Source organism: Cyclobacteriaceae bacterium (assembly GCA_030584025.1).
In the GTDB taxonomy this organism is placed as follows: domain Bacteria; phylum Bacteroidota; class Bacteroidia; order Cytophagales; family Cyclobacteriaceae; genus UBA2336.
Genome location: CP129487.1, coordinates 2,638,498 through 2,655,874 on the forward strand (window position 1 = coordinate 2,638,498; position 17,377 = coordinate 2,655,874).

Consider the following 17,377-nt stretch of genomic DNA (forward strand, 5'->3'; position numbering starts at 1 on the left):
GGGTATTAGACGCAGAAAAGTGGCCTAAGTTGCACCAAAGTACGTCCGCTTATGCAAAAAGGTGTCTGAAATCGGACAGCTAGAAAATGATGGGATACAGGATAACGTCCACCCTGCGGTTCATGCTCATGCCCCTGCGGGAGTCGTTGCGGTAAACCGGATTTTCTAGGCCCCAGTCTTTGGTAGAGATTTTATGCTCGGGAATATTGCGCTGCAACAGCAACTCGAACACGGCCTGGCTGCGCATTTTGGAAAGCCACTCGTTGTATTGCCGACCACCAATGGGATCGGTGTGGCTGATCAGGTGAATGTCGTATTTGTCTAACAGGTTGGGGATGGAATCCAGCCAATGAAACAATTCATCGGCCTGGTATTCATCGATGTAAAAACTACCACCACCAAAGTAGATGGATTTGCGCAGTTCATCTTCACCCTGTCCGAAGCCGGTTGTTAGTATGAGTGCCAGCAGAAATGCAAATGAACTTCGCATAGCTTAAAGTTACGAAGCAAAACGCTAAATCAGTAGTCGGGAAATTTGGGCTTGTTTTGAAGAATTTCTTCGATTTTGTTCATTACCTCATCGGTGAGCAATTGTTGCGCTTCCAACGCATTGAAGTTTTCCTGCAACTGCGCCTTTTTGGATGCTCCTAAGATTACAGTACTCACCTGTTGATTTTTCAAACACCACGCAATGGCCAGCACGGGCAAGCTTACGCCAAGCTCTTTTGCAAATGCCGTAAGCTTTCGCGACTTCTCAAGTTTCTCCTCCTGAAGGGCAGATTCTTTCAACCAATCCATACCCAGTATACTCAAGCGTGTTTCTTCTACAAAACCAGCATTGTATTTTCCGCTTAATACACCACTGGCCAATGGCGACCAGATCGTGGTACCCAAAGCAACGGTTTTATAAAGTTGAGCATACTCAACCTCTACACGCGCACGTTCCAGCATGTTGTATTGTGGCTGCTCCATTACCGGACCAATTAAATGATGCTGTCGCGCCACCATGTGTGCTTCCATTATTTCCTGTGCACTCCATTCGCTGGTTCCCCAGTATAAAATTTTTCCCTGTTGAATCAGGTTGTGCATCGTCCACACCGTTTCTTCAATGGGGGTTTCCTTATCCGGCCGGTGACAGAAATATAAATCGAGGTAATCGAGTTGAAGGCGCTTTAATGCTTGCTCGCATGCCTCTACCACATGTTTACGACTCAACCCTTTTTGGGTTGGTTTTGCATCCTTGCCTAAGTAACCAAAGAATACTTTGCTGGAAACAATATAACTGTCGCGCTGCCAGTTGTATTTCTTTAGAATCTCCCCCATCACAATCTCCGATCGACCGCGGGCATAGATTTCGGCATTGTCGAAAAAGTTTACGCCTTGATCGTACGCCAGCACCATCAACTCTTCAGCTACTGAATTATCAATTTGTTTACCGAAGGTTAACCATGAGCCGAGTGAGAGGGCACTAACTTGTAATCCTGATTTTCCGAGACGTCTGTATTCCATATTATAAGATAGTAGGCAAAGTGCGGTAGGCAGTAGGCAATAAATATGATTGTTTTTCTAACCAATGCTTAACTTTTAAACAGAAATTAGTTCAACTTGTTTTTGATAACTAATAATTCAACCAAACCAGTTTGGCCAGTTTTCCTCTTTCTGTTACGGTGATCAGCAACACATTGTCATAATCACCATCTTCCCATGGACGATATTTTTCGTAACCCAATAACTTATTGGCAAACCAGGGAATGGTGTTCGAGTGACCAGACACTACTATTGTACCTCCAGCATGACTCGTAATCATCCGGTCAATTTCTTCTTCCTTGTTAACCTGATAATCATTAATGGAAAGTCCTTTGGCCTTGGCCAGTACTTCAACCGTCTGTCGGGTGCGTTTGTAGGGCGTGCTGTAAATCGCGTTTACTTCGCCTTCGTTTAACAATGCCGCTAATCGTTCCGCGCGCTTTTTTCCTTCTGCGGATAAATCCGGATCGTTGGTGCTTTGTGTCATATCTTTTTCCGCATGGCGGATGAGAATAAAGGTGGTAAGTTTTTCTTGGGCAGAAAGTTCAGCAGAAAAAAGAAACAGGACCGGAAGAAGTAATTTCAGATACAGTGATTTCATTTGGTGAAAGTTTGAGTTGAATTGAATTTCTTTTGCTCCTGGGCCGCATGGCCCCGCGTACTCATCCAGCACTGCGCCCAATCCCCACTTGCCCTTTCCAGTCCGATCCCGATTGCTATCGGGAGACCGAGGCGCTGTCTGAGCACACTGAAAACTGGACGTGTTCATTTGATTTTTAGACTTATTTATACTTTGCGCTAACAGCATCAGGAATTTTGCAATCAGCAGGTCTGCGTGTATCGGCAAGATGGAAAATTTTCCAACCTTTTTCAGTTCGAAACAGTTGAAACGCATCCACACCACAATGGCTGAACTTCTTCCCCACATAAAAGGCATAGTCGCACCACGCTTGTGCCAGATCGCCATCTACTTTTATTTCCAGGTTCCAGATTTCTTCATTCAAGGCATCGGCTCGGGGTGTGCCTACTGATTTTACAAAATCTTCAATGGATGACTCCCTTCGCAACACGGATTTTTGTTCGCGATTTTTGAAAGCGGTGGCCATGGTTACGGTCTCGTGGAACACGCTGCGCACCAAAGCGCTGTCACTTTTCTTCATTCCGATAAAAAGATTTTCAATAACTTGTTGAACCTGTTGTTCATCGGTCGACTGCGCTTGCAGGTGCATCGAACAAAATGAAAGCAAAGCGAAAAGGAGTATGGTTGGTTTCTTCATATGGGTAAAATTTGTCAAATTTGAACATCCCCACGTTGAAGGTAAAGATATTTTATCCGGACGGAAATGGCCGGAGAGAATTTACCGGAATTACCGCATTTTAGATTAACTTTAACGCCTTAAAACATTTGCTATGAGGTTTAAATTGCCCCTTTTAGTCCTCTTTTTCGCATATTCTACCTTCGCACAAGACCTGGTAACCGATAGCCTGATGACGGCCCTGGATACCGCCAAAAATGAAGGCCGGGTGAAAACCCTGAACGAACTCTTTCGTGCGAACATCCAATCGGATCCTGTGAAGGCGCTTGGCTACACCCGTGAAGCATTAAGCCTGGCAACCGAAATTGACGACAGAAAAGGCATGGCGGCTTGCTATAACAACCTGGGGGTTGTTTATCGTAACCAAGGTGCGCTCGACAAAGCCTTGGAATACTACATCCGCTCACTCAGCATTTACGATACACTTCAAAACAAAGAAGGTATTGCTACTACCAAGAATAACATCGCTACCATTTACTCCATCAAAAAGGATTATGGTCAGGCCATGAAATTCCTGGAAGAATCGAATGCGTTGTTTAAAGAGTTAGGCGATCCGCAAAAGCTTGTGGGTTCCATGAACAACCTAGGTAACCTGAATAACGATTTGCAGTTATACGAAAAAGCCATGCGGTATTTTTCTGAAGCGTATCAACTCAGTGAAAAGATTGGTAAGCCTACGGCAGATCCATTGAACAACATGGGCAATGTGTTTTTCAAACAAGGCAATTATCAGCGCGCCATTGAACATTACCAAAAGGCGCTTGACCTGGAACGGCAAACCAACAACAGACTGGGCATGCTGAACAGCCTCACCAACATTGGTATTTCGTATACCAAAGCTAATCAACCTGGTCCTGCACAGCAATACCTCAATGAAGCGCTTGCGCTTTCCAATGAACTTCAGGTGTATGCCGAGGTGCCTGAAATTTTGAAGAACATTTCATACAGTTACTACCGGCAAAACAAATTAAAAGATGCGTACGAGAGTCTGCTTAAATACGATTCAGCGCGAGAACGAATTCACAGTGAAGAAAGTACACGCAGAATTGCTCAAATGGAGATGGCCCTTGAGTTAAGCGAGAAGGAACGTCAATATGAAATATTGAAAAAGGAAGATGAAGTTAAAACCCTTCAATTGAAAAGTAGTCGCCTGTTTATTGTGTTGATTATACTCGCCATACTGCTCGTAATCGCTGCCTTCAACTTCATCTTCATGAACAAACGAAAAGAGTTGTTCAAGTAATGACGCGCGAAGAAGCCCGCACCCTGTTAGCTGAAATGACCAAAAGCCAAAGCTTGCTGCGGCACATGCGCAGCATTGAATTGGTTATGGAAGCCTATGCCAAACAGTATGGCGAAAATGCTGACGAATGGGCAATAGCCGGGTTGTTGCACGATGCAGATTACGAGGCCTATCCTGAGAAACATCCGGGCATTATTGTTGAAAAGTTAAAAAGCCTGGGCGAAGAAAAAATCGCTCACGCCATTTCGGCTCACTATGCCAAATGGAATGTGCCATATACCAACCAACTCGACAAAGCTTTACTGGCTTGCGATGAACTCACCGGCTTTATTGTGGCTTGCTGCCAGGTGCGGCCAGATGGCATTGCCAGTCTGGAACCCAAATCGGTTATTAAAAAACTGAAAGACAAAAGTTTTGCTGCCAAAGTGGAACGCGATGAGGTGTACAAAGGAGCCGAACTGTTGGGTGTGGCCCTGCCCGATCACATTGCTTTTATTATTGGTGTTTTACGCGAAAACCGTGAAGAATTGGGCATTTAATGCCGAATTAATAACAAATTAATTTTACCGATTAGCCTCAATCGGCTACATTTGCTTCATTAAAAACCGATATCATTATGTTTGAACAATATGTAGGAAGTGGCGCCAACCTGTTTATCACCATTGTAGCCGTGATTATTGGCTTTGCTGCAGCTATCGGCTACGTAGATTTCCAAAAAACCAAGAAACAAGAAAATAAGGATTAAGCCGGTAACACCCGCTTAACACATCACAACCATTAGCAGGTTTACCCGTTGATGGTTTTTTTATGCCCGGATTTTTGAGATTTACCTACCGGAAGAAGTACCGGTTGTGTAGGGCGACTTATACTTGAGTTGCCAATCGGTCCAGGATATTTTTTTAAAGTGATCCTCTCCAATAAACTGAATGATCTTATGAAACTCTTCCGGTTTCTGATACCCGGGTAAAGGCTGAATGATCCGAAAGTCTTCATCCAGAAAAACAACCGTGGGATAGCTTAACTTATTATTTAGTAAAGAAGCAGCCAGTTGATGATATCCGTTTCTACCCGACTCCACAAACTTGAAGGTATGCCCTGCATACACGATATCTTCGCGTTGCTCGGCATCTAATTTAACCGGGTAAAAATTCTCATTCAGGATTTTCGCTATCCGGGGTTCACTGAATGTGTTCTTATCCATCACCTTGCACCAACCACACCAATCGGTGTACACATCAATAAAGATTTTCCGTTTTTCAACCTTGGCCTTTTCAACGGCCTGCTCAAAGGTTAACCACTTTACCGGACTCTCTTCCTTTGGTAAACGGAAGGAAGTGGTGACTAGCAGCACTAAAAAAAGAAGGATATTGAAGAATATTCGCATGGCCCTGTAATCCTGAGGTTAGTTCAGCAACAAATTTAATACGGAATGTGGTTCAAACAGGATTTAATCTTTTTGGCGCTTTCCGGGTAACCTTGGCAAAAACCACCGGTATACTGTACGAGTAAATCAATTGTATGTCCAGAATCGCACACATAAATTCCAGCAAAGCCGCAAAACAAGCGTCTTTAAGCGATTTTAAGACTGGCACAGCTTTCGTAAAAAACCGGCTTGTGAAAACGCGGCTAACCTATAAAGAACTTTCTCTCCTGCTCGGCATTGTGGTGGCCGCCATCATTTTAATGGTCATCTGGTTAAATCCCGTTTCTGCTGAATCATCGGATATTGGAACGGCACAACCCGCAGTAACCCTTCAGGCTTTTAAACTGATACTGCAGAAGGCACAGGTTGTTGTTCAGTTGTTTCTGTAGGCATACCAGCCCAACACCGTTTCAATAGCTTTTCGGATAGCCACGTTAATCGGATAAAAATCTTTGGTGAGTTCGTAGTCGATGGCGTGTAATTGCATGTAGTATTGATGCATCACGGGTATTGATTCGTGTTCCTGCGCAACTTTCTCTTGCGCTTTTGTATACTGATCAACTTGTTCCGTTTTAATGATTTCACACGTGACCAATTCCTTCTTCCCGTGTTTGTTTGTGCGCGCTGAAAATCCGAAGAGGCGGCAAATCAACCCCCGATGTTTGTATTCTGTACACAAGCCAGCGCCCGATTGAGTTGGGCTTAAGATCAAGCAAATGGATGAGTCTGATTGCTCTAGTTTTTCCAACCATACGAATGCCTGATCAGCATGATACAAGGCATGTGCAAATGGAAGAAACTCAAGAATAGTGGCTTCAATGTCGGGTTTGAAACAGCATTTGCCACACCCCCACTTACAATGCAGGCCTGACCAACCCTGAAACTGTGAAATTTGCTGATCGAGTTTCTCAAAAACCAATTCAACGGCCTGTACCTTTTCCTCCATTGTCATGAGGCAAAGATAACGGAAACACCATCAGCCTTTGTAGCGAAGTTTCAGTGAAAGATAGCCTTGCTGATTGTCGACTTCGATGAACTCAAAATGCTCACGCTGTTTGATATCCTGAAACAATGGCTTTCCTGCACCCAGCACTACCGGTACGAGTCCAAGCCACAATTCATCCACCAGGCCAGCGTTCATAAATGTGGTTGTCAGGCTTGCCCCACCCCATAACCAAATGTTCTTTCCTTCCTCCGCTTTGATTTTCTTCACCGCACTTACCACATCGCCACTAAGCAGGTGCGTATTCTTACCTTTTACAGCTTTCAACGTATTGGAAAATACATAGCAGGTTTTGCTGGCATACTCGGCTGTACCAAACAATTCGTAGCTCTTTCGCCCGAAAAACACCACATCAATTCCATCTAAGAAATTACTCATTTCATTACCTGATGGGGGTGGACACCAGTCGTATTCCCCATTCGGGCCTTCGATGAAGCCATCGAGGCTTACGGCTACTCCCAAAATTACTTTTCGCATATCGTTAGATTTATTCAAGTTCCTTACACTCAATACCCCAGCTACGCAAAAGTTGAACGGCATCGACAGGCTTAACCTTATCCGATACAATACGAAGCACCCGGTCTACGTCATCCAACGCAAAATTCCAGTTACCCTGACCCGCCAAATCGTTCAATACCGGGGCCAACGACTTTACCTGAAGCGGAGATTGAACGGAGGTTGAAAGCACAATTACATCCATAATTTAGATTGACTTAGGTTAACAAGGGATCCGAAAGCAAAATCACCAGGATCAACACTCCGATAAGTACTCCGGCTATTAGCCATAAAACCTTAATAAACGGTGTTGAAGATTTTGCATGAATCATGTACCAAAAAAACGATTGACTAGTGACAGCCCTATGGCAACAGGAAAAAATAGTTTGTAATATTTTTAATGGCACTGACAGCCATATGTCAGGATCAACTTATTAATTGCAATCCGTTGCAAAATACACATTGGGACTGAGACTAGTATTAACTGAAACGCCATCGGGTGGGAATGGTGTTTGCCATACGCACACCTGCTGAAGAGTAGGCAAACTAGTGAGTTGGATGCTTATTAATGCGGTATTACTTGAAATATCGAGGTTTACTAATTGATTGTTTGTTGGTCTATTCGGATTATTATGACAAAATAATTGAAACAAAGATCCACAATTGGAAACATTTAGGTTTTCGAGCAAATTATTATGACACCTTAACACCTGGAGCGCACTGTTATTAGAACAATCCAGGCTACTCAATAAATTGTGTTGGCAGTATAACATCTTTAAAGCTGAGTTATTTTGAACATCTATTTCCTGAAGTTCGTTTTCTTGACAGAATAATAGCTCCAATGCCGAATTAGTGGAAACATCAAGGGCTGAAAGCTCGTTTCCTTCACAATACAACCGTCTCAGAGAAACAAGCCCTGACACATCCAGTGTCTTAATCTGATTCCTTGAGCAACTCAAATATACCAATCCGGTGATTGCCGGTACGTCAAGTCTGGATAATGAATTAAACCCACATAAGAGTGTATCTAAATTAACAAATGCTTCAATTCCCCTCAAATCAGTAATACCATAATCACTTACATCTAAGGAAGTTATGACCTGTGCTTCATAATGACTGATGATACCATCGCCATTTTTGTCAACGTTCTGGTCAATCAGCGCCATTAAAAACTTGTCATCAGGAAACTCTACTGCAACGACCATTTCTTCATTACACTGGCTCATGAAAAGCAGTGTAGTTAAAAGAGTAAATACATTGAATCCGGCTCTAATCATTGGTAAGGAAGAAATAGATTAGATATTTATTAAAGTTAAAAAAAACTACAGAATAAATCAACACATGAACAATATCTATCACACTGGAAATTGCTTGTCTCGAGAAAATAGCTGACTATTCTGTACAATTAACATTAGCATTCTGTATCCTATGTTTTTATTATTGTCTATAAAAAAAACATATGGAATACAGAAACCTCGGCCACGCTGATCTGAAATTACCGGTTATCACCTTTGGTGCATGGGCTGCTGGCGGATGGATGTGGGGCGGAACAGAACGTAACGAAGCCATCAAGGCCATCCAGGCATCGTACGATGCAGGCGTAACGGCCATTGATACCGCACCGGTTTACGGGCAAGGCGAAAGCGAAGAAATTACCGGTAAGGCCATAAAAGGATTGCCGCGCGATAAAGTGCAGATTCTGACAAAATTTGGTTTGCGCTGGAACCTGGCAAAGGGTGAATTTTATTTCAAGAGCAAAGATAATTTAGGCAAGGACATTGACATCTATAAATACGCTGCCAAGGAGAGTATCATACAGGAATGCGAAGACAGCCTGCGTAGGTTAGGCACCGATTATATTGATCTATATCAAATCCATTGGCCTGATAGCACCACACCCATCCATGAAACCATGGAAGCCGTTGATCGATTAATTAAAGCCGGCAAGGTTCGTTATGCCGGAGTGTGCAATTACAATGCAGCCCAGATGGAAGAGGCTGAGCAATCCTTAAAGCTGGTCTCCAACCAGGTGCCCTACAGCATGGTGAAGCGCGACATTGAAACCGATTTGGTGCCCTATTGCCAGAAACACAACAAAGGGATTTTGGCATACAGTCCGTTGCAACGCGGTCTGCTTACCGGAAAAATGAAGCCCGGCTATCAGTTCAATGAAGGTGACCACCGCAGCACCACCTACTTTTTTACGGATGAAAACATTAAGCGCACAACTGCTTTCCTTGAAAAGATAAAACCGCTTGCTGAAGAAAAGAAAGCCACGCTTGGCCAATTGGTATTACGCTGGACCGTTGAACAACCGGGTATAACCATTGCCCTTGCCGGTGCCCGCAATGCACAGCAGGCTATTGAAAATGCTAAAGCAGTAGATATTCAATTAAGCAAAGAGGAAATTAAAATGATCAATGCACAATTGAAATCGCTAGAGCTTGTTAAAGCTTGAGGCTAGTCAATGACTATTCTGCTCCTAAAAATCGAAATGCGTACCTATGGTTCAATAGAAAACATAGGAAATTTGGGCTAAAATATTGTTAATCATTACCGCAAAGACCTGCTGTTGGAGGGTTGAGATATTAGATATATATTCAATGAATATATTCTGAAGTTGCCAACCATAGGGTCGCGACAAAAAAAGTAACCCAAAAAACGGTGGACAATTTTTCCAACAGCGATTCAGCATGGGACAATTACACGACTAACAAATCGATGAACGTTAACCATCAACGCTAAGACTTGATTGATAATAAAGGCCGACCCTGCGCTTTTTTAAGAAGAAATCCCTCCGAGTTGCCCGCACATTTGGCACATGCCATAGCCGCACAAACCCACCGCGACACCAAAGCTATGGCAAGAGCCAAATCCCTACCGCTCCCACCGAATTAAAGACAATAACGTTATATTTGAAAGACAGTCTAAAAATGGACTCTGAATGGCTGAAAAAGAGGTGTAATAACAAAACAATGAAAAATATACTATTTGACTTTATATCAAAATACGTTTCTCTGACAGAAGATGAGAAAAATGTACTGCTTTCGTTAGACTTGTTTCGCTCGGTAAAGAAAGGGACGGTCTTACTCAAAGTGGGACAGAAATCACAAGAGAGCTATTTTGTTTTAAAAGGCTGCATTCGGGTTTATTACATCATAGATGGCGAAGAAAAAACAACAGCATTCTACACAGAAATGGAAGCGTTAACCCCTCCCTGTGTAATAAACAAAACTCCGTCTGAATATTATATAGGTTGTATAGAAGATAGTATACTTTTAGTTTCCAATTCTGATATGGAGGAAGAAGTAAATACTAAATTTCCAAAGTTCGAAATCATGTGTAGAAAATTTTCGGAAGAATTGTTAGCCAAGCAACGAATAGACTTTGACGAGTTTAAGACCTCCTCACCCGAACAGCGGTACCTGAACCTATTACAAAAAAGACCGGACCTTACTCAACGTGTTCCACAACACCAATTAGCGAGCTATTTAGGCATCAAACCTCAATCATTAAGCAGGTTAAGGGCAAGGATTTCAGAGAAAAATATAGGTTAAGAGTCATTTCTTCACTTAAGTGAACGAGTTATTGTAGCTCGCCAGTCCACTTTTGCAGTATCGTTTAACAGTAAAAAAGATATGCAAAAGAATTTTTTCTCAATGGGACTTGCCTTTGTACTGGCAAGCAGTTTACAGGTGAATGCGCAAAATACCAACCAAGACGGTACTTATAAAAAGTGGTTTGTGGGGAGTTCACTCCTGATGTTGGGAAATTTTATTCCTGACGACCCAAATCCACCTGAGTACATACAATTAAATGTTGGATATAGAGTAACACCTAAAGATGTTGTTTCCTTTAGATTCAAAAGATCCATTTATGCATGGCCACTCGGTATTCCTTTTGGGCCTGACTTTGATGCACCTGGATTAAACTATCCCGGCCATGTGCGAATACTTGGACCTACATTAGGATACCAACGATTTTTGTGGAAAGGAGTTTATACATCTGTATATGCAATGAATGCTTTTGAAAAATATATGGATGAAAATGATAAGAAGATCGGAAATGGATACACCTTATATCTAGACTTCTATTTGGGTTACCAGTTTAATTTTTTCAAAGGCCGTTTCTTTTTTGAACCTGCTATTGGAATTAGTACTTGGCCAGTAAGAACTAATATTCCGGAATCTTTTAAAGCAGAAGACCAAAAATGGAATAACTACTTTATTCAGCCTGGACTTGATTTTGGATTTAGGTTTTAGCATCTATATCTGGAAATTATCCGAAGACCATTCGTCATAGTATAAACTCCCTACAGCAGCATCCCCTGATCAAGCGCATTTTTTTATAGAACCTTCCTGCATAGCCACTTTTCCGTGCGCACCAATATGTCGGAAAAGTTTTAATGAACTAGCTGAAGGTACTTTGTGCCTGCATCTCGGATTTTAGATTTAATACATGTTTAACAACAAAGAATTACGAAAATGAAAAAGATCATCATTTATTCAGTGTTATTATTGCTCATGGCATTTCTTAGTTCATGTGGCATCGGCACCGCCCTTATTGCCAACCACAATCAAAACGCCACTGAGGTGCACTTAAGTGCCAACAACTTCAAGGTAATTGATCAGGTAAGTGGAAGTTCAGAGGTATCTTATGTAATGGCAATTGGAGGTATGGATAAAAGGCAATTGTACGAAAATGCTTATTCAGAAATGCTGAAAAAAGCCAACTTACTGAATGGTTCCAAAGCAATTATCAATGTGATGAGTGAGGAACATGTCAATGGCTTTTTCCCCTTCTTCGTCAGAAGAACTATAACTGTGAGTGCCCAGGTAATTGAATTTACGAGATGAGTTCAAAGAAATGAGCTGTTTGACATAAACTAAAAAAATGCAAAATAAAATTTTAAGTATTGGACTGGCCTTCATGGTGGTAAGCAGTGTACAGGTGAATGCTCAATATGCAAAAAAGGACGATACTTTCAGAAAACACTTTATTGGCAGTACACTATTTATGTTGGGTAATTTGGCTCCCACAAATCCCCCCAGCTTCGTTCAACTTAATTTAGGTTATCGGATTACAGGAAAGGATGTTGTTTCAATTGAACTAATAACTTGGAAATATGCCTGGCCACTTGGTATGAATCCCTTTTATAACGATTCATATGGAGATCCTGAATATGAATTTCCAGGGTATATAAGGGAATATGGTATTGCTCTTGCCTATCAGAGGTATTTCTGGAAAGGGCTTTACGCAGCACAACACGTAATGCCTACATATCAAATATTTAAGGATGAAAACGGGAACAAGGTGGATAGTGGTTTTCAGTTATTCTGCACTACTCGCGTTGGCTATCACATTAAACTCTTTAATGATAGATTCTTTATAGAACCATCACTTGGTATCGCTTTCCGTCCTTATTACACTGAAATGCCTGATGGTTTTAAACAACAAGATGACAAGTGGCCAAAATATACACCAGAACCAGGCCTGCATTTCGGATTTAATTTTTAATTGATCATTTATGAATACAGAAAAAATACCACAAAATGCATTGGGAGACTTCTACAACCTTTTACAGCGGTCTATTCTCAAAACAATGTGGGTTTTACTCTATTGAAGAAAGAAGTGTTAAAAATTGAGGATCAAGAGTATGCTTTACTGAGAGGTGAACCAATGGTTCCAGAAGATAGAAGTAAACCTGGTTCAAGAGTATTAAAAATCCCTGTGCAAATTATTAAGGCTGCTCATGCAAACGTATCATAACCAATCTTTTGGCTGGACGGTGGACCGGGATGGCTTCGTATCAAGTGACATGATTGACGATGCACATGGAATTTAAATCCATTCACTTTAAAGACATTTGCCTTTCACCCCAGGCGCGCATTTGCTTAATAAACGGAATCAACTCCTTCCCGGTAGAAGTAAGTGCGTACTCCACTCTTGGTGGAACCTCCAGATAGACTTTTCTTGTAATAAGTTCGTCACCTTCCAGCTCTTTTAGAGTCTGGGTAAGCATTTTTGGCGTTATCCCCACCACTGCTCTTTTCAACTCTCCATAACGTAAAAGACCATCTTTCAAGACCCACAAAATTCTTCCTTTATACTTTCCTCCAATTCGTTGAAAGGCGTAATCCACTGCGCAATATGCTTTACTCGATTTCTTTTTCACTTTCTTGAAATTTTTAAAGTGTTGACAATCAACAATAGTATAGTTCTGGTATGTAAGGTACATTTTTGTATGTACTTGTTATAAAGGTATTATGTATTTCTATTTACACAAACTTTAAATACTGGAGATACCGGGTAACGCGTTCACCAAATTCCAAATCAAAGCGACAACAAATCGAAAAAATTATGAATGCCACAATCAAAAGAGTACTGTACTTTCCAATTACTAAAATTATCGTGGGCATTGTCGTTTGCTTCTCACTATTCGTAGTAATTCAAAACTTTGTATTAAAGCCAATTTTTTACAGCATTATTCAAGATAAAAATATTGCCAACCCCATCATTCATTGTATTTCCATTATAGTTTTATTAGCCGCTTATTACTATTTATTCCGATTATATGATAAAAGAGAAATAACAGAGCTATCCATAAAATACTTTTTTAAAGAAATGTTTGGAGGGTTTTTCTTTGGTTTTTTAACCATTTCATTATCTATTTTCATTTTATACTTATTAGGGAATTATCAGGTTATTAGTATTTCAACAGCTCACTATTCAATAAAGTTTTTCACGCTATTAATGTTTGCGGCCATAGTTGAAGATTTATTTCATAGAGGATTAATAATCAGGGTGTGTGAAAATTGGTTAGGCACTAATCTAACTCTCGTTATTGGAATGCTAGTAGAAATGCAGCACATTTTTAATCCCGATTCCAACCTATTTAGTCTTTTCTTTTATATGATTTGGGGGTTTACTATGGCAATGATGTTCATCTATACTAAAAGAATATGGCTACCCTTTTTCTTCCATTTAGGGTGGAATTTTGCTCAGCCTTTTTATGGCTCAAATCTCACAGGGCTAAATGATGCGGGCAGTATCATTCAATCAAAATTTAATGGTCATCAACTATTAACTGGCGGTGCAGTTGGAATTGAAGGTTCAATTTTTACAGCAACATTTTTATTGCTTATTGGAATAACACTTTATTATCGTGCAAAAAGCGAGGGTAAAATTGTAAAAAGCAAACTGTTTAAAAGATGAATTTGAAAGATGCTTTTTTAAGTCTTGACAACTATTTCTCACCAAGGATTATAGGTGAAGTAAATGACCAGTATATTAAAGTCGTAAAAATAAAAGGACAAGAAGTCCCTTGGCATAATCATGAGAATGAAGATGAGTTATTCTATATCATTGACGGGCAACTGCTGATGGAAATGGAGAATCAACAGGAATTTATGATGAAAAAGGGCGACTTGTTAGTTGTGAAGAAAGGAACATACCACCGTGTTTCCTCAACAGCGGAATGCCTGGTTATGCTAATTGAATCAAAGACTACCGAACATACCGGCAAGGTGAAATCAGCTATTAGTAAATCAATTGAAGAACAAATCTATTAAACTACCAGCATGGCAACCGTAGATATTTCAAAAATCGAGCCCAAAGAAATCATTAAAGGTTTTAAAGGGAGATTCATACACACCGAAAATACAACACTGGCTTTTTGGGAAGTCGAAAAAGGTGCATCCATACCACTACATTCTCACATTCATGAGCAAACTACACAGGTTGTAGAGGGCAAGTTTCAATTGACAGTAGATGGTGAAACCAAAATATATGAGAACGGATTAATTGCTATAATTCCTTCAAATGTTGTTCATGGTGGAGTAGCCCTATCTAACTGTAAGATTTTTGATGTCTTTAGTCCCGTTAGAGAGGATTATAAGAACCTATGAGAATCTTCCTTGTGGAATTCAACCTAATCAGAGACATTTTTGTGAACGAAGGACAAAATTCCAATCATTGAGTTATGTCATTTCTTATAAAAATATCAATAAGTATTGTAAGACCTTGTGAAATGACCCCAACTAAATCCCACACACATTGCCAGGCCACACATCCACTCACATCCAAAGCCAGTCAAAGAGTGTGCTCAGTCCAATGTAAGCGGACAAAGTGGTCAATGAAAAATGCCCCACCGCGCGACTGACTAATGAAGATTGGTGTAACTTTAACGAGAGCGAAAGACAAGGCTACGAGTAAAGTGTGGTAAAGGGCCCTACTACTGCCAACACCGTGATTTCTATGCCGGCTGCGGGTGACTGGTGGAAATTTGGGCCGGCTTGTAGACTGAGAAGTGTAAGCTGACAAATTCGGTCGACAAAATTCAAAAACTTCGCTGACAGTTTACAACACATGGCAGAGTTACAACTCAGGCAGACGGTGAAGAATAAAATTAAAATGAAGGACAGTAAGGGAAGTTGGTGTACTCGGCCAGCTTTTAGAGGTGGACAAAATGTTTATTGATTTTATTTCTATACATTTTTGATTAACTGACAAATTTAAAATAGCTATAACACATGATAAGGAAAATTCTGAAGGTAATTTTATACATAGTCTTAGCATTTTTGACACTAGCTTTAGGCTTAGTGACTATATGGTGGATTAATAGCCCCGGGGAAGCTGACCCTATTACAGATAAAAGTGGTATGACAATTTCAGACAGCATTTCAATCATCGATACACTTCAAATTGGAGGCCTGAAACAATATATAATAATTCGTGGTGCCGATTCAACCAAGCCAGTAATGTTGTTTGTTCATGGAGGCCCGGGCGGACCAGAGATTGGTATGATGAAAGAAACAAACCAGTTAATAGAAAATGATTTCGTAATGGTGTACTGGGAACAAAGGGGAGCAGGAAAATCCTATAATCCTGATATTCCACCTAAGTCAATGAATTTGGAGCAATTTATTTTAGATGCGGGTGAACTCAGCCAATACCTTACCAAGCGATTCAAAAAAGACAAAATTTACATTATGGGACATTCTTGGGGATCCCTACTAGGGATTTTAACAGCCAATAGATATCCTGAACTTTTTCATGCCTATTTTGGTGTGGGTCAAATAGGACATCAATACATGGGGGAACTTGTTTCATTTGAATGGGTTAAAAACCAGGCTCAATTACAAAATGACATAGCGGGCATCAATGATTTGGCTAATTTAAATTTCCCTAATCATTCTGAAAGTTATGCTAATTTAGATGAATTCAATTCGGCTTGGGATGCTTTCATCGGTATTGAGAGAAATTATGTTATGAAGTATGGTGGTGGCGCAATGCGAGAAATGAGGGGAATATTGCCCTTAGTTAAGATGATTTTTCTTACTCATGAATACACAATTGAAGAAAAGTTCAACTACTTAAAAGGCAGTGACTTTTCAGCCAAGTACTTATGGAAAGAGGTGATCGATACTAATCTTTTCAATGAAATTGATAGCATGCAAGTTCCTGTTTATATTCTTCAGGGTTTATATGATTACCAGACACCTTATCCGGTTGCCAAGGATTTCTTTAACCAACTAAAAGCTCCAATAAAAGAGTTCTACATATTTGAAAACTCCGCGCATAGTCCAAATATGGAAGAAGTTGAAAAGTTTAATCAAATTGTTCGTGAACATGCTACGGATAATTGACTATTAAATCAATCGACTTTAAACTGAGGACTCGAATACGAACATAGAGGAAGCCCAACTACCGCCAACAAAATGTTTCTGCAATGGTGCCATGGCATGCGGATATAACACAGTTTCAAACAGCAGACGGAAATATTTCCTATATCTATCTGGTCATGGATAATTTTGCGCGTTACATTACCTCATGGCGTGTGTCGGACAAGATTTATGCTAAAGTGAGAATTGAAACATTTGAAGAGACTATCATTAACGCTGGAATAAAACCGAATCAAGAAGAAATAACCGAATTGATTGTTGATGGTGGTTCGGAGAACAAAAATAAAAAAGTAGAAACATTATTGGAAAAATACCCCGTTGACAAATTGGTGGCCAGGAAAGACATCTTGAAATCAAACTCAGCGGTGGAATCATTAAACAAGATTATTAAATATTACTACCTCTACCCGAGAAATATCCACAACGAAGAAGAGCTTATTAAAGTCATGGAAAAAGTTGTTGTACCCGACTACAACGACAAAAGACCACACGGTTCATTATTCGGACTGACTCCGGGAGAGGCTTACGGGAGAAAGACTGTGAACTTTAGAAAAATCCGAGAACAAACGATACAAGCATACCACAAACGAGTTGCGTACAACCAGACTCATGCGTGTATGGGTTGCCTATTCGGGTGCAAAGCCAACTGACAGGGACATTGGACTCTTAAAATTTATCGAGACGACT

General features: G+C 40.6%; 25 protein-coding genes. 15 read left to right on the top strand and 10 right to left on the bottom strand.

What is annotated here, in order from left to right; genetic code table 11:
- Window positions 1-79: 79 nt before the first annotated feature.
- The 4 genes from QY309_11765 to QY309_11780 all read right to left on the bottom strand — a co-directional run bounded on the left by QY309_11765 (window position 80) and on the right by QY309_11780 (window position 2,804).
- On the bottom strand, window positions 80-490 hold the full coding sequence (locus QY309_11765; protein ID WKZ58542.1) for an OmpA family protein: 411 nt from the start codon (window positions 488-490) through the stop codon (window positions 80-82).
- Window positions 491-519: 29 nt separating this feature from the next.
- A complete protein-coding gene (locus tag QY309_11770) occupies window positions 520-1,509 on the bottom strand; it encodes an aldo/keto reductase (protein WKZ58543.1) in 990 nt (329 codons plus the stop codon).
- Window positions 1,510-1,618: 109 nt separating this feature from the next.
- On the bottom strand, window positions 1,619-2,128 hold the full coding sequence (locus tag QY309_11775) for a phosphoglycerate mutase family protein (GenBank protein WKZ58544.1): 510 nt from the start codon (window positions 2,126-2,128) through the stop codon (window positions 1,619-1,621).
- A gap of 181 nt (window positions 2,129-2,309) precedes the next feature.
- Complete coding sequence (locus QY309_11780; protein ID WKZ58545.1) at window positions 2,310-2,804, bottom strand: nuclear transport factor 2 family protein; 495 nt, start codon at window positions 2,802-2,804, stop codon at window positions 2,310-2,312.
- A 133-nt stretch (window positions 2,805-2,937) separates the two neighbouring features.
- On the opposite strand from QY309_11780, the gene QY309_11785 reads away from it, so the two are divergent.
- The 3 genes from QY309_11785 to QY309_11795 all read left to right on the top strand — a co-directional run bounded on the left by QY309_11785 (window position 2,938) and on the right by QY309_11795 (window position 4,831).
- The gene (locus QY309_11785) at window positions 2,938-4,086 is read left to right on the top strand and encodes a tetratricopeptide repeat protein (protein WKZ58546.1); all 1,149 of its coding nucleotides are present in this window, start codon (window positions 2,938-2,940) and stop codon (window positions 4,084-4,086) included.
- On the top strand, window positions 4,086-4,625 hold the full coding sequence (locus tag QY309_11790; GenBank protein WKZ58547.1) for an HD domain-containing protein: 540 nt from the start codon (window positions 4,086-4,088) through the stop codon (window positions 4,623-4,625). The genes QY309_11785 and QY309_11790 overlap by 1 nt, the downstream gene beginning before the upstream one ends.
- 77 nt (window positions 4,626-4,702) lie before the next feature.
- A complete protein-coding gene (locus QY309_11795) occupies window positions 4,703-4,831 on the top strand; it encodes a hypothetical protein (GenBank protein WKZ58548.1) in 129 nt (42 codons plus the stop codon).
- A gap of 81 nt (window positions 4,832-4,912) precedes the next feature.
- Here QY309_11795 and QY309_11800 read toward each other — a convergent pair whose 3' ends face one another.
- The gene (locus QY309_11800) at window positions 4,913-5,470 is read right to left on the bottom strand and encodes a DUF255 domain-containing protein (protein ID WKZ58549.1); all 558 of its coding nucleotides are present in this window, start codon (window positions 5,468-5,470) and stop codon (window positions 4,913-4,915) included.
- A 230-nt stretch (window positions 5,471-5,700) separates the two neighbouring features.
- On the opposite strand from QY309_11800, the gene QY309_11805 reads away from it, so the two are divergent.
- A complete protein-coding gene (locus QY309_11805) occupies window positions 5,701-5,898 on the top strand; it encodes a hypothetical protein (GenBank protein WKZ58550.1) in 198 nt (65 codons plus the stop codon).
- Here QY309_11805 and QY309_11810 read toward each other — a convergent pair.
- From QY309_11810 to QY309_11825, 4 genes are all read right to left on the bottom strand, one after another.
- Entirely contained in the window at window positions 5,883-6,461 is a 579-nt protein-coding gene (locus QY309_11810; protein ID WKZ58551.1) for a YkgJ family cysteine cluster protein, read from the bottom strand. The two genes, QY309_11805 and QY309_11810, sit on opposite strands and share 16 nt — an antisense overlap.
- A gap of 24 nt (window positions 6,462-6,485) precedes the next feature.
- Window positions 6,486-6,989: a dihydrofolate reductase family protein gene (locus QY309_11815; GenBank protein ID WKZ58552.1), complete on the bottom strand. Its 504-nt coding sequence runs from the start codon at window positions 6,987-6,989 to the stop codon at window positions 6,486-6,488.
- Window positions 6,990-6,999: 10 nt separating this feature from the next.
- Complete coding sequence (locus tag QY309_11820) at window positions 7,000-7,212, bottom strand: hypothetical protein (GenBank protein ID WKZ58553.1); 213 nt, start codon at window positions 7,210-7,212, stop codon at window positions 7,000-7,002.
- A 229-nt stretch (window positions 7,213-7,441) separates the two neighbouring features.
- Window positions 7,442-8,233: a hypothetical protein gene (locus QY309_11825; protein ID WKZ58554.1), complete on the bottom strand. Its 792-nt coding sequence runs from the start codon at window positions 8,231-8,233 to the stop codon at window positions 7,442-7,444.
- A 233-nt stretch (window positions 8,234-8,466) separates the two neighbouring features.
- On the opposite strand from QY309_11825, the gene QY309_11830 reads away from it, so the two are divergent.
- From QY309_11830 to QY309_11855, 6 genes are all read left to right on the top strand, one after another.
- Window positions 8,467-9,465, top strand: a complete 999-nt coding sequence (locus QY309_11830; GenBank protein ID WKZ58555.1) for an aldo/keto reductase — start codon at window positions 8,467-8,469, stop codon at window positions 9,463-9,465.
- A 517-nt stretch (window positions 9,466-9,982) separates the two neighbouring features.
- Window positions 9,983-10,564 (top strand): cyclic nucleotide-binding domain-containing protein, encoded by a 582-nt coding sequence (locus tag QY309_11835; GenBank protein WKZ58556.1) that lies wholly within the window; start codon window positions 9,983-9,985, stop codon window positions 10,562-10,564.
- Window positions 10,565-10,645: 81 nt separating this feature from the next.
- Complete coding sequence (locus QY309_11840; protein WKZ58557.1) at window positions 10,646-11,269, top strand: hypothetical protein; 624 nt, start codon at window positions 10,646-10,648, stop codon at window positions 11,267-11,269.
- Window positions 11,270-11,491: 222 nt separating this feature from the next.
- Window positions 11,492-11,863: a hypothetical protein gene (locus tag QY309_11845; protein ID WKZ58558.1), complete on the top strand. Its 372-nt coding sequence runs from the start codon at window positions 11,492-11,494 to the stop codon at window positions 11,861-11,863.
- A 37-nt stretch (window positions 11,864-11,900) separates the two neighbouring features.
- Window positions 11,901-12,524, top strand: a complete 624-nt coding sequence (locus QY309_11850) for a hypothetical protein (protein WKZ58559.1) — start codon at window positions 11,901-11,903, stop codon at window positions 12,522-12,524.
- Between the two features lie 102 nt (window positions 12,525-12,626).
- Complete coding sequence (locus tag QY309_11855; protein WKZ58560.1) at window positions 12,627-12,776, top strand: hypothetical protein; 150 nt, start codon at window positions 12,627-12,629, stop codon at window positions 12,774-12,776.
- 82 nt (window positions 12,777-12,858) lie between these two features.
- Here the strand turns inward: QY309_11855 and QY309_11860 are convergent, their stop codons facing one another.
- Window positions 12,859-13,182, bottom strand: coding sequence for a helix-turn-helix domain-containing protein (locus QY309_11860; GenBank protein ID WKZ58561.1), 324 nt, complete (start codon window positions 13,180-13,182; stop codon window positions 12,859-12,861).
- Window positions 13,183-13,367: 185 nt separating this feature from the next.
- Between QY309_11860 and QY309_11865 the strand changes: the two genes are divergently transcribed.
- From QY309_11865 to QY309_11885, 5 genes are all read left to right on the top strand, one after another.
- On the top strand, window positions 13,368-14,222 hold the full coding sequence (locus QY309_11865; protein ID WKZ58562.1) for a CPBP family intramembrane metalloprotease: 855 nt from the start codon (window positions 13,368-13,370) through the stop codon (window positions 14,220-14,222).
- Window positions 14,219-14,578 (top strand): cupin domain-containing protein, encoded by a 360-nt coding sequence (locus QY309_11870; protein ID WKZ58563.1) that lies wholly within the window; start codon window positions 14,219-14,221, stop codon window positions 14,576-14,578. Before QY309_11865 ends, QY309_11870 begins: the two co-directional genes overlap by 4 nt.
- A 9-nt stretch (window positions 14,579-14,587) precedes the next feature.
- A complete protein-coding gene (locus QY309_11875; protein ID WKZ58564.1) occupies window positions 14,588-14,914 on the top strand; it encodes a cupin domain-containing protein in 327 nt (108 codons plus the stop codon).
- Window positions 14,915-15,538: 624 nt separating this feature from the next.
- Window positions 15,539-16,654, top strand: coding sequence for an alpha/beta hydrolase (locus QY309_11880; protein WKZ58565.1), 1,116 nt, complete (start codon window positions 15,539-15,541; stop codon window positions 16,652-16,654).
- An 83-nt stretch (window positions 16,655-16,737) separates the two neighbouring features.
- Window positions 16,738-17,340: a DDE-type integrase/transposase/recombinase gene (locus tag QY309_11885; protein ID WKZ58566.1), complete on the top strand. Its 603-nt coding sequence runs from the start codon at window positions 16,738-16,740 to the stop codon at window positions 17,338-17,340.
- Window positions 17,341-17,377: the final 37 nt, after the last annotated feature.

What these genes read in the sequence shown, in the direction of transcription:
- QY309_11765 (WKZ58542.1), bottom strand. Translation starts at nt 490, where the DNA reads ATGCGAAGTTCATTTGCATTTCTGCTGGCACTCATACTAACAACCGGC.
- QY309_11770 (WKZ58543.1), bottom strand. Translation starts at nt 1,509, where the DNA reads ATGGAATACAGACGTCTCGGAAAATCAGGATTACAAGTTAGTGCCCTC.
- QY309_11775 (WKZ58544.1), bottom strand. Translation starts at nt 2,128, where the DNA reads ATGAAATCACTGTATCTGAAATTACTTCTTCCGGTCCTGTTTCTTTTT.
- QY309_11780 (WKZ58545.1), bottom strand. Translation starts at nt 2,804, where the DNA reads ATGAAGAAACCAACCATACTCCTTTTCGCTTTGCTTTCATTTTGTTCG.
- QY309_11785 (WKZ58546.1), top strand. Translation starts at nt 2,938, where the DNA reads ATGAGGTTTAAATTGCCCCTTTTAGTCCTCTTTTTCGCATATTCTACC.
- QY309_11790 (WKZ58547.1), top strand. Translation starts at nt 4,086, where the DNA reads ATGACGCGCGAAGAAGCCCGCACCCTGTTAGCTGAAATGACCAAAAGC.
- QY309_11795 (WKZ58548.1), top strand. Translation starts at nt 4,703, where the DNA reads ATGTTTGAACAATATGTAGGAAGTGGCGCCAACCTGTTTATCACCATT.
- QY309_11800 (WKZ58549.1), bottom strand. Translation starts at nt 5,470, where the DNA reads ATGCGAATATTCTTCAATATCCTTCTTTTTTTAGTGCTGCTAGTCACC.
- QY309_11810 (WKZ58551.1), bottom strand. Translation starts at nt 6,461, where the DNA reads ATGACAATGGAGGAAAAGGTACAGGCCGTTGAATTGGTTTTTGAGAAA.
- QY309_11815 (WKZ58552.1), bottom strand. Translation starts at nt 6,989, where the DNA reads ATGCGAAAAGTAATTTTGGGAGTAGCCGTAAGCCTCGATGGCTTCATC.
- QY309_11820 (WKZ58553.1), bottom strand. Translation starts at nt 7,212, where the DNA reads ATGGATGTAATTGTGCTTTCAACCTCCGTTCAATCTCCGCTTCAGGTA.
- QY309_11825 (WKZ58554.1), bottom strand. Translation starts at nt 8,233, where the DNA reads ATGAGCCAGTGTAATGAAGAAATGGTCGTTGCAGTAGAGTTTCCTGAT.
- QY309_11830 (WKZ58555.1), top strand. Translation starts at nt 8,467, where the DNA reads ATGGAATACAGAAACCTCGGCCACGCTGATCTGAAATTACCGGTTATC.
- QY309_11835 (WKZ58556.1), top strand. Translation starts at nt 9,983, where the DNA reads ATGAAAAATATACTATTTGACTTTATATCAAAATACGTTTCTCTGACA.
- QY309_11840 (WKZ58557.1), top strand. Translation starts at nt 10,646, where the DNA reads ATGCAAAAGAATTTTTTCTCAATGGGACTTGCCTTTGTACTGGCAAGC.
- QY309_11845 (WKZ58558.1), top strand. Translation starts at nt 11,492, where the DNA reads ATGAAAAAGATCATCATTTATTCAGTGTTATTATTGCTCATGGCATTT.
- QY309_11850 (WKZ58559.1), top strand. Translation starts at nt 11,901, where the DNA reads ATGCAAAATAAAATTTTAAGTATTGGACTGGCCTTCATGGTGGTAAGC.
- QY309_11865 (WKZ58562.1), top strand. Translation starts at nt 13,368, where the DNA reads ATGAATGCCACAATCAAAAGAGTACTGTACTTTCCAATTACTAAAATT.
- QY309_11870 (WKZ58563.1), top strand. Translation starts at nt 14,219, where the DNA reads ATGAATTTGAAAGATGCTTTTTTAAGTCTTGACAACTATTTCTCACCA.
- QY309_11875 (WKZ58564.1), top strand. Translation starts at nt 14,588, where the DNA reads ATGGCAACCGTAGATATTTCAAAAATCGAGCCCAAAGAAATCATTAAA.
- QY309_11880 (WKZ58565.1), top strand. Translation starts at nt 15,539, where the DNA reads ATGATAAGGAAAATTCTGAAGGTAATTTTATACATAGTCTTAGCATTT.
- QY309_11885 (WKZ58566.1), top strand. Translation starts at nt 16,738, where the DNA reads ATGGTGCCATGGCATGCGGATATAACACAGTTTCAAACAGCAGACGGA.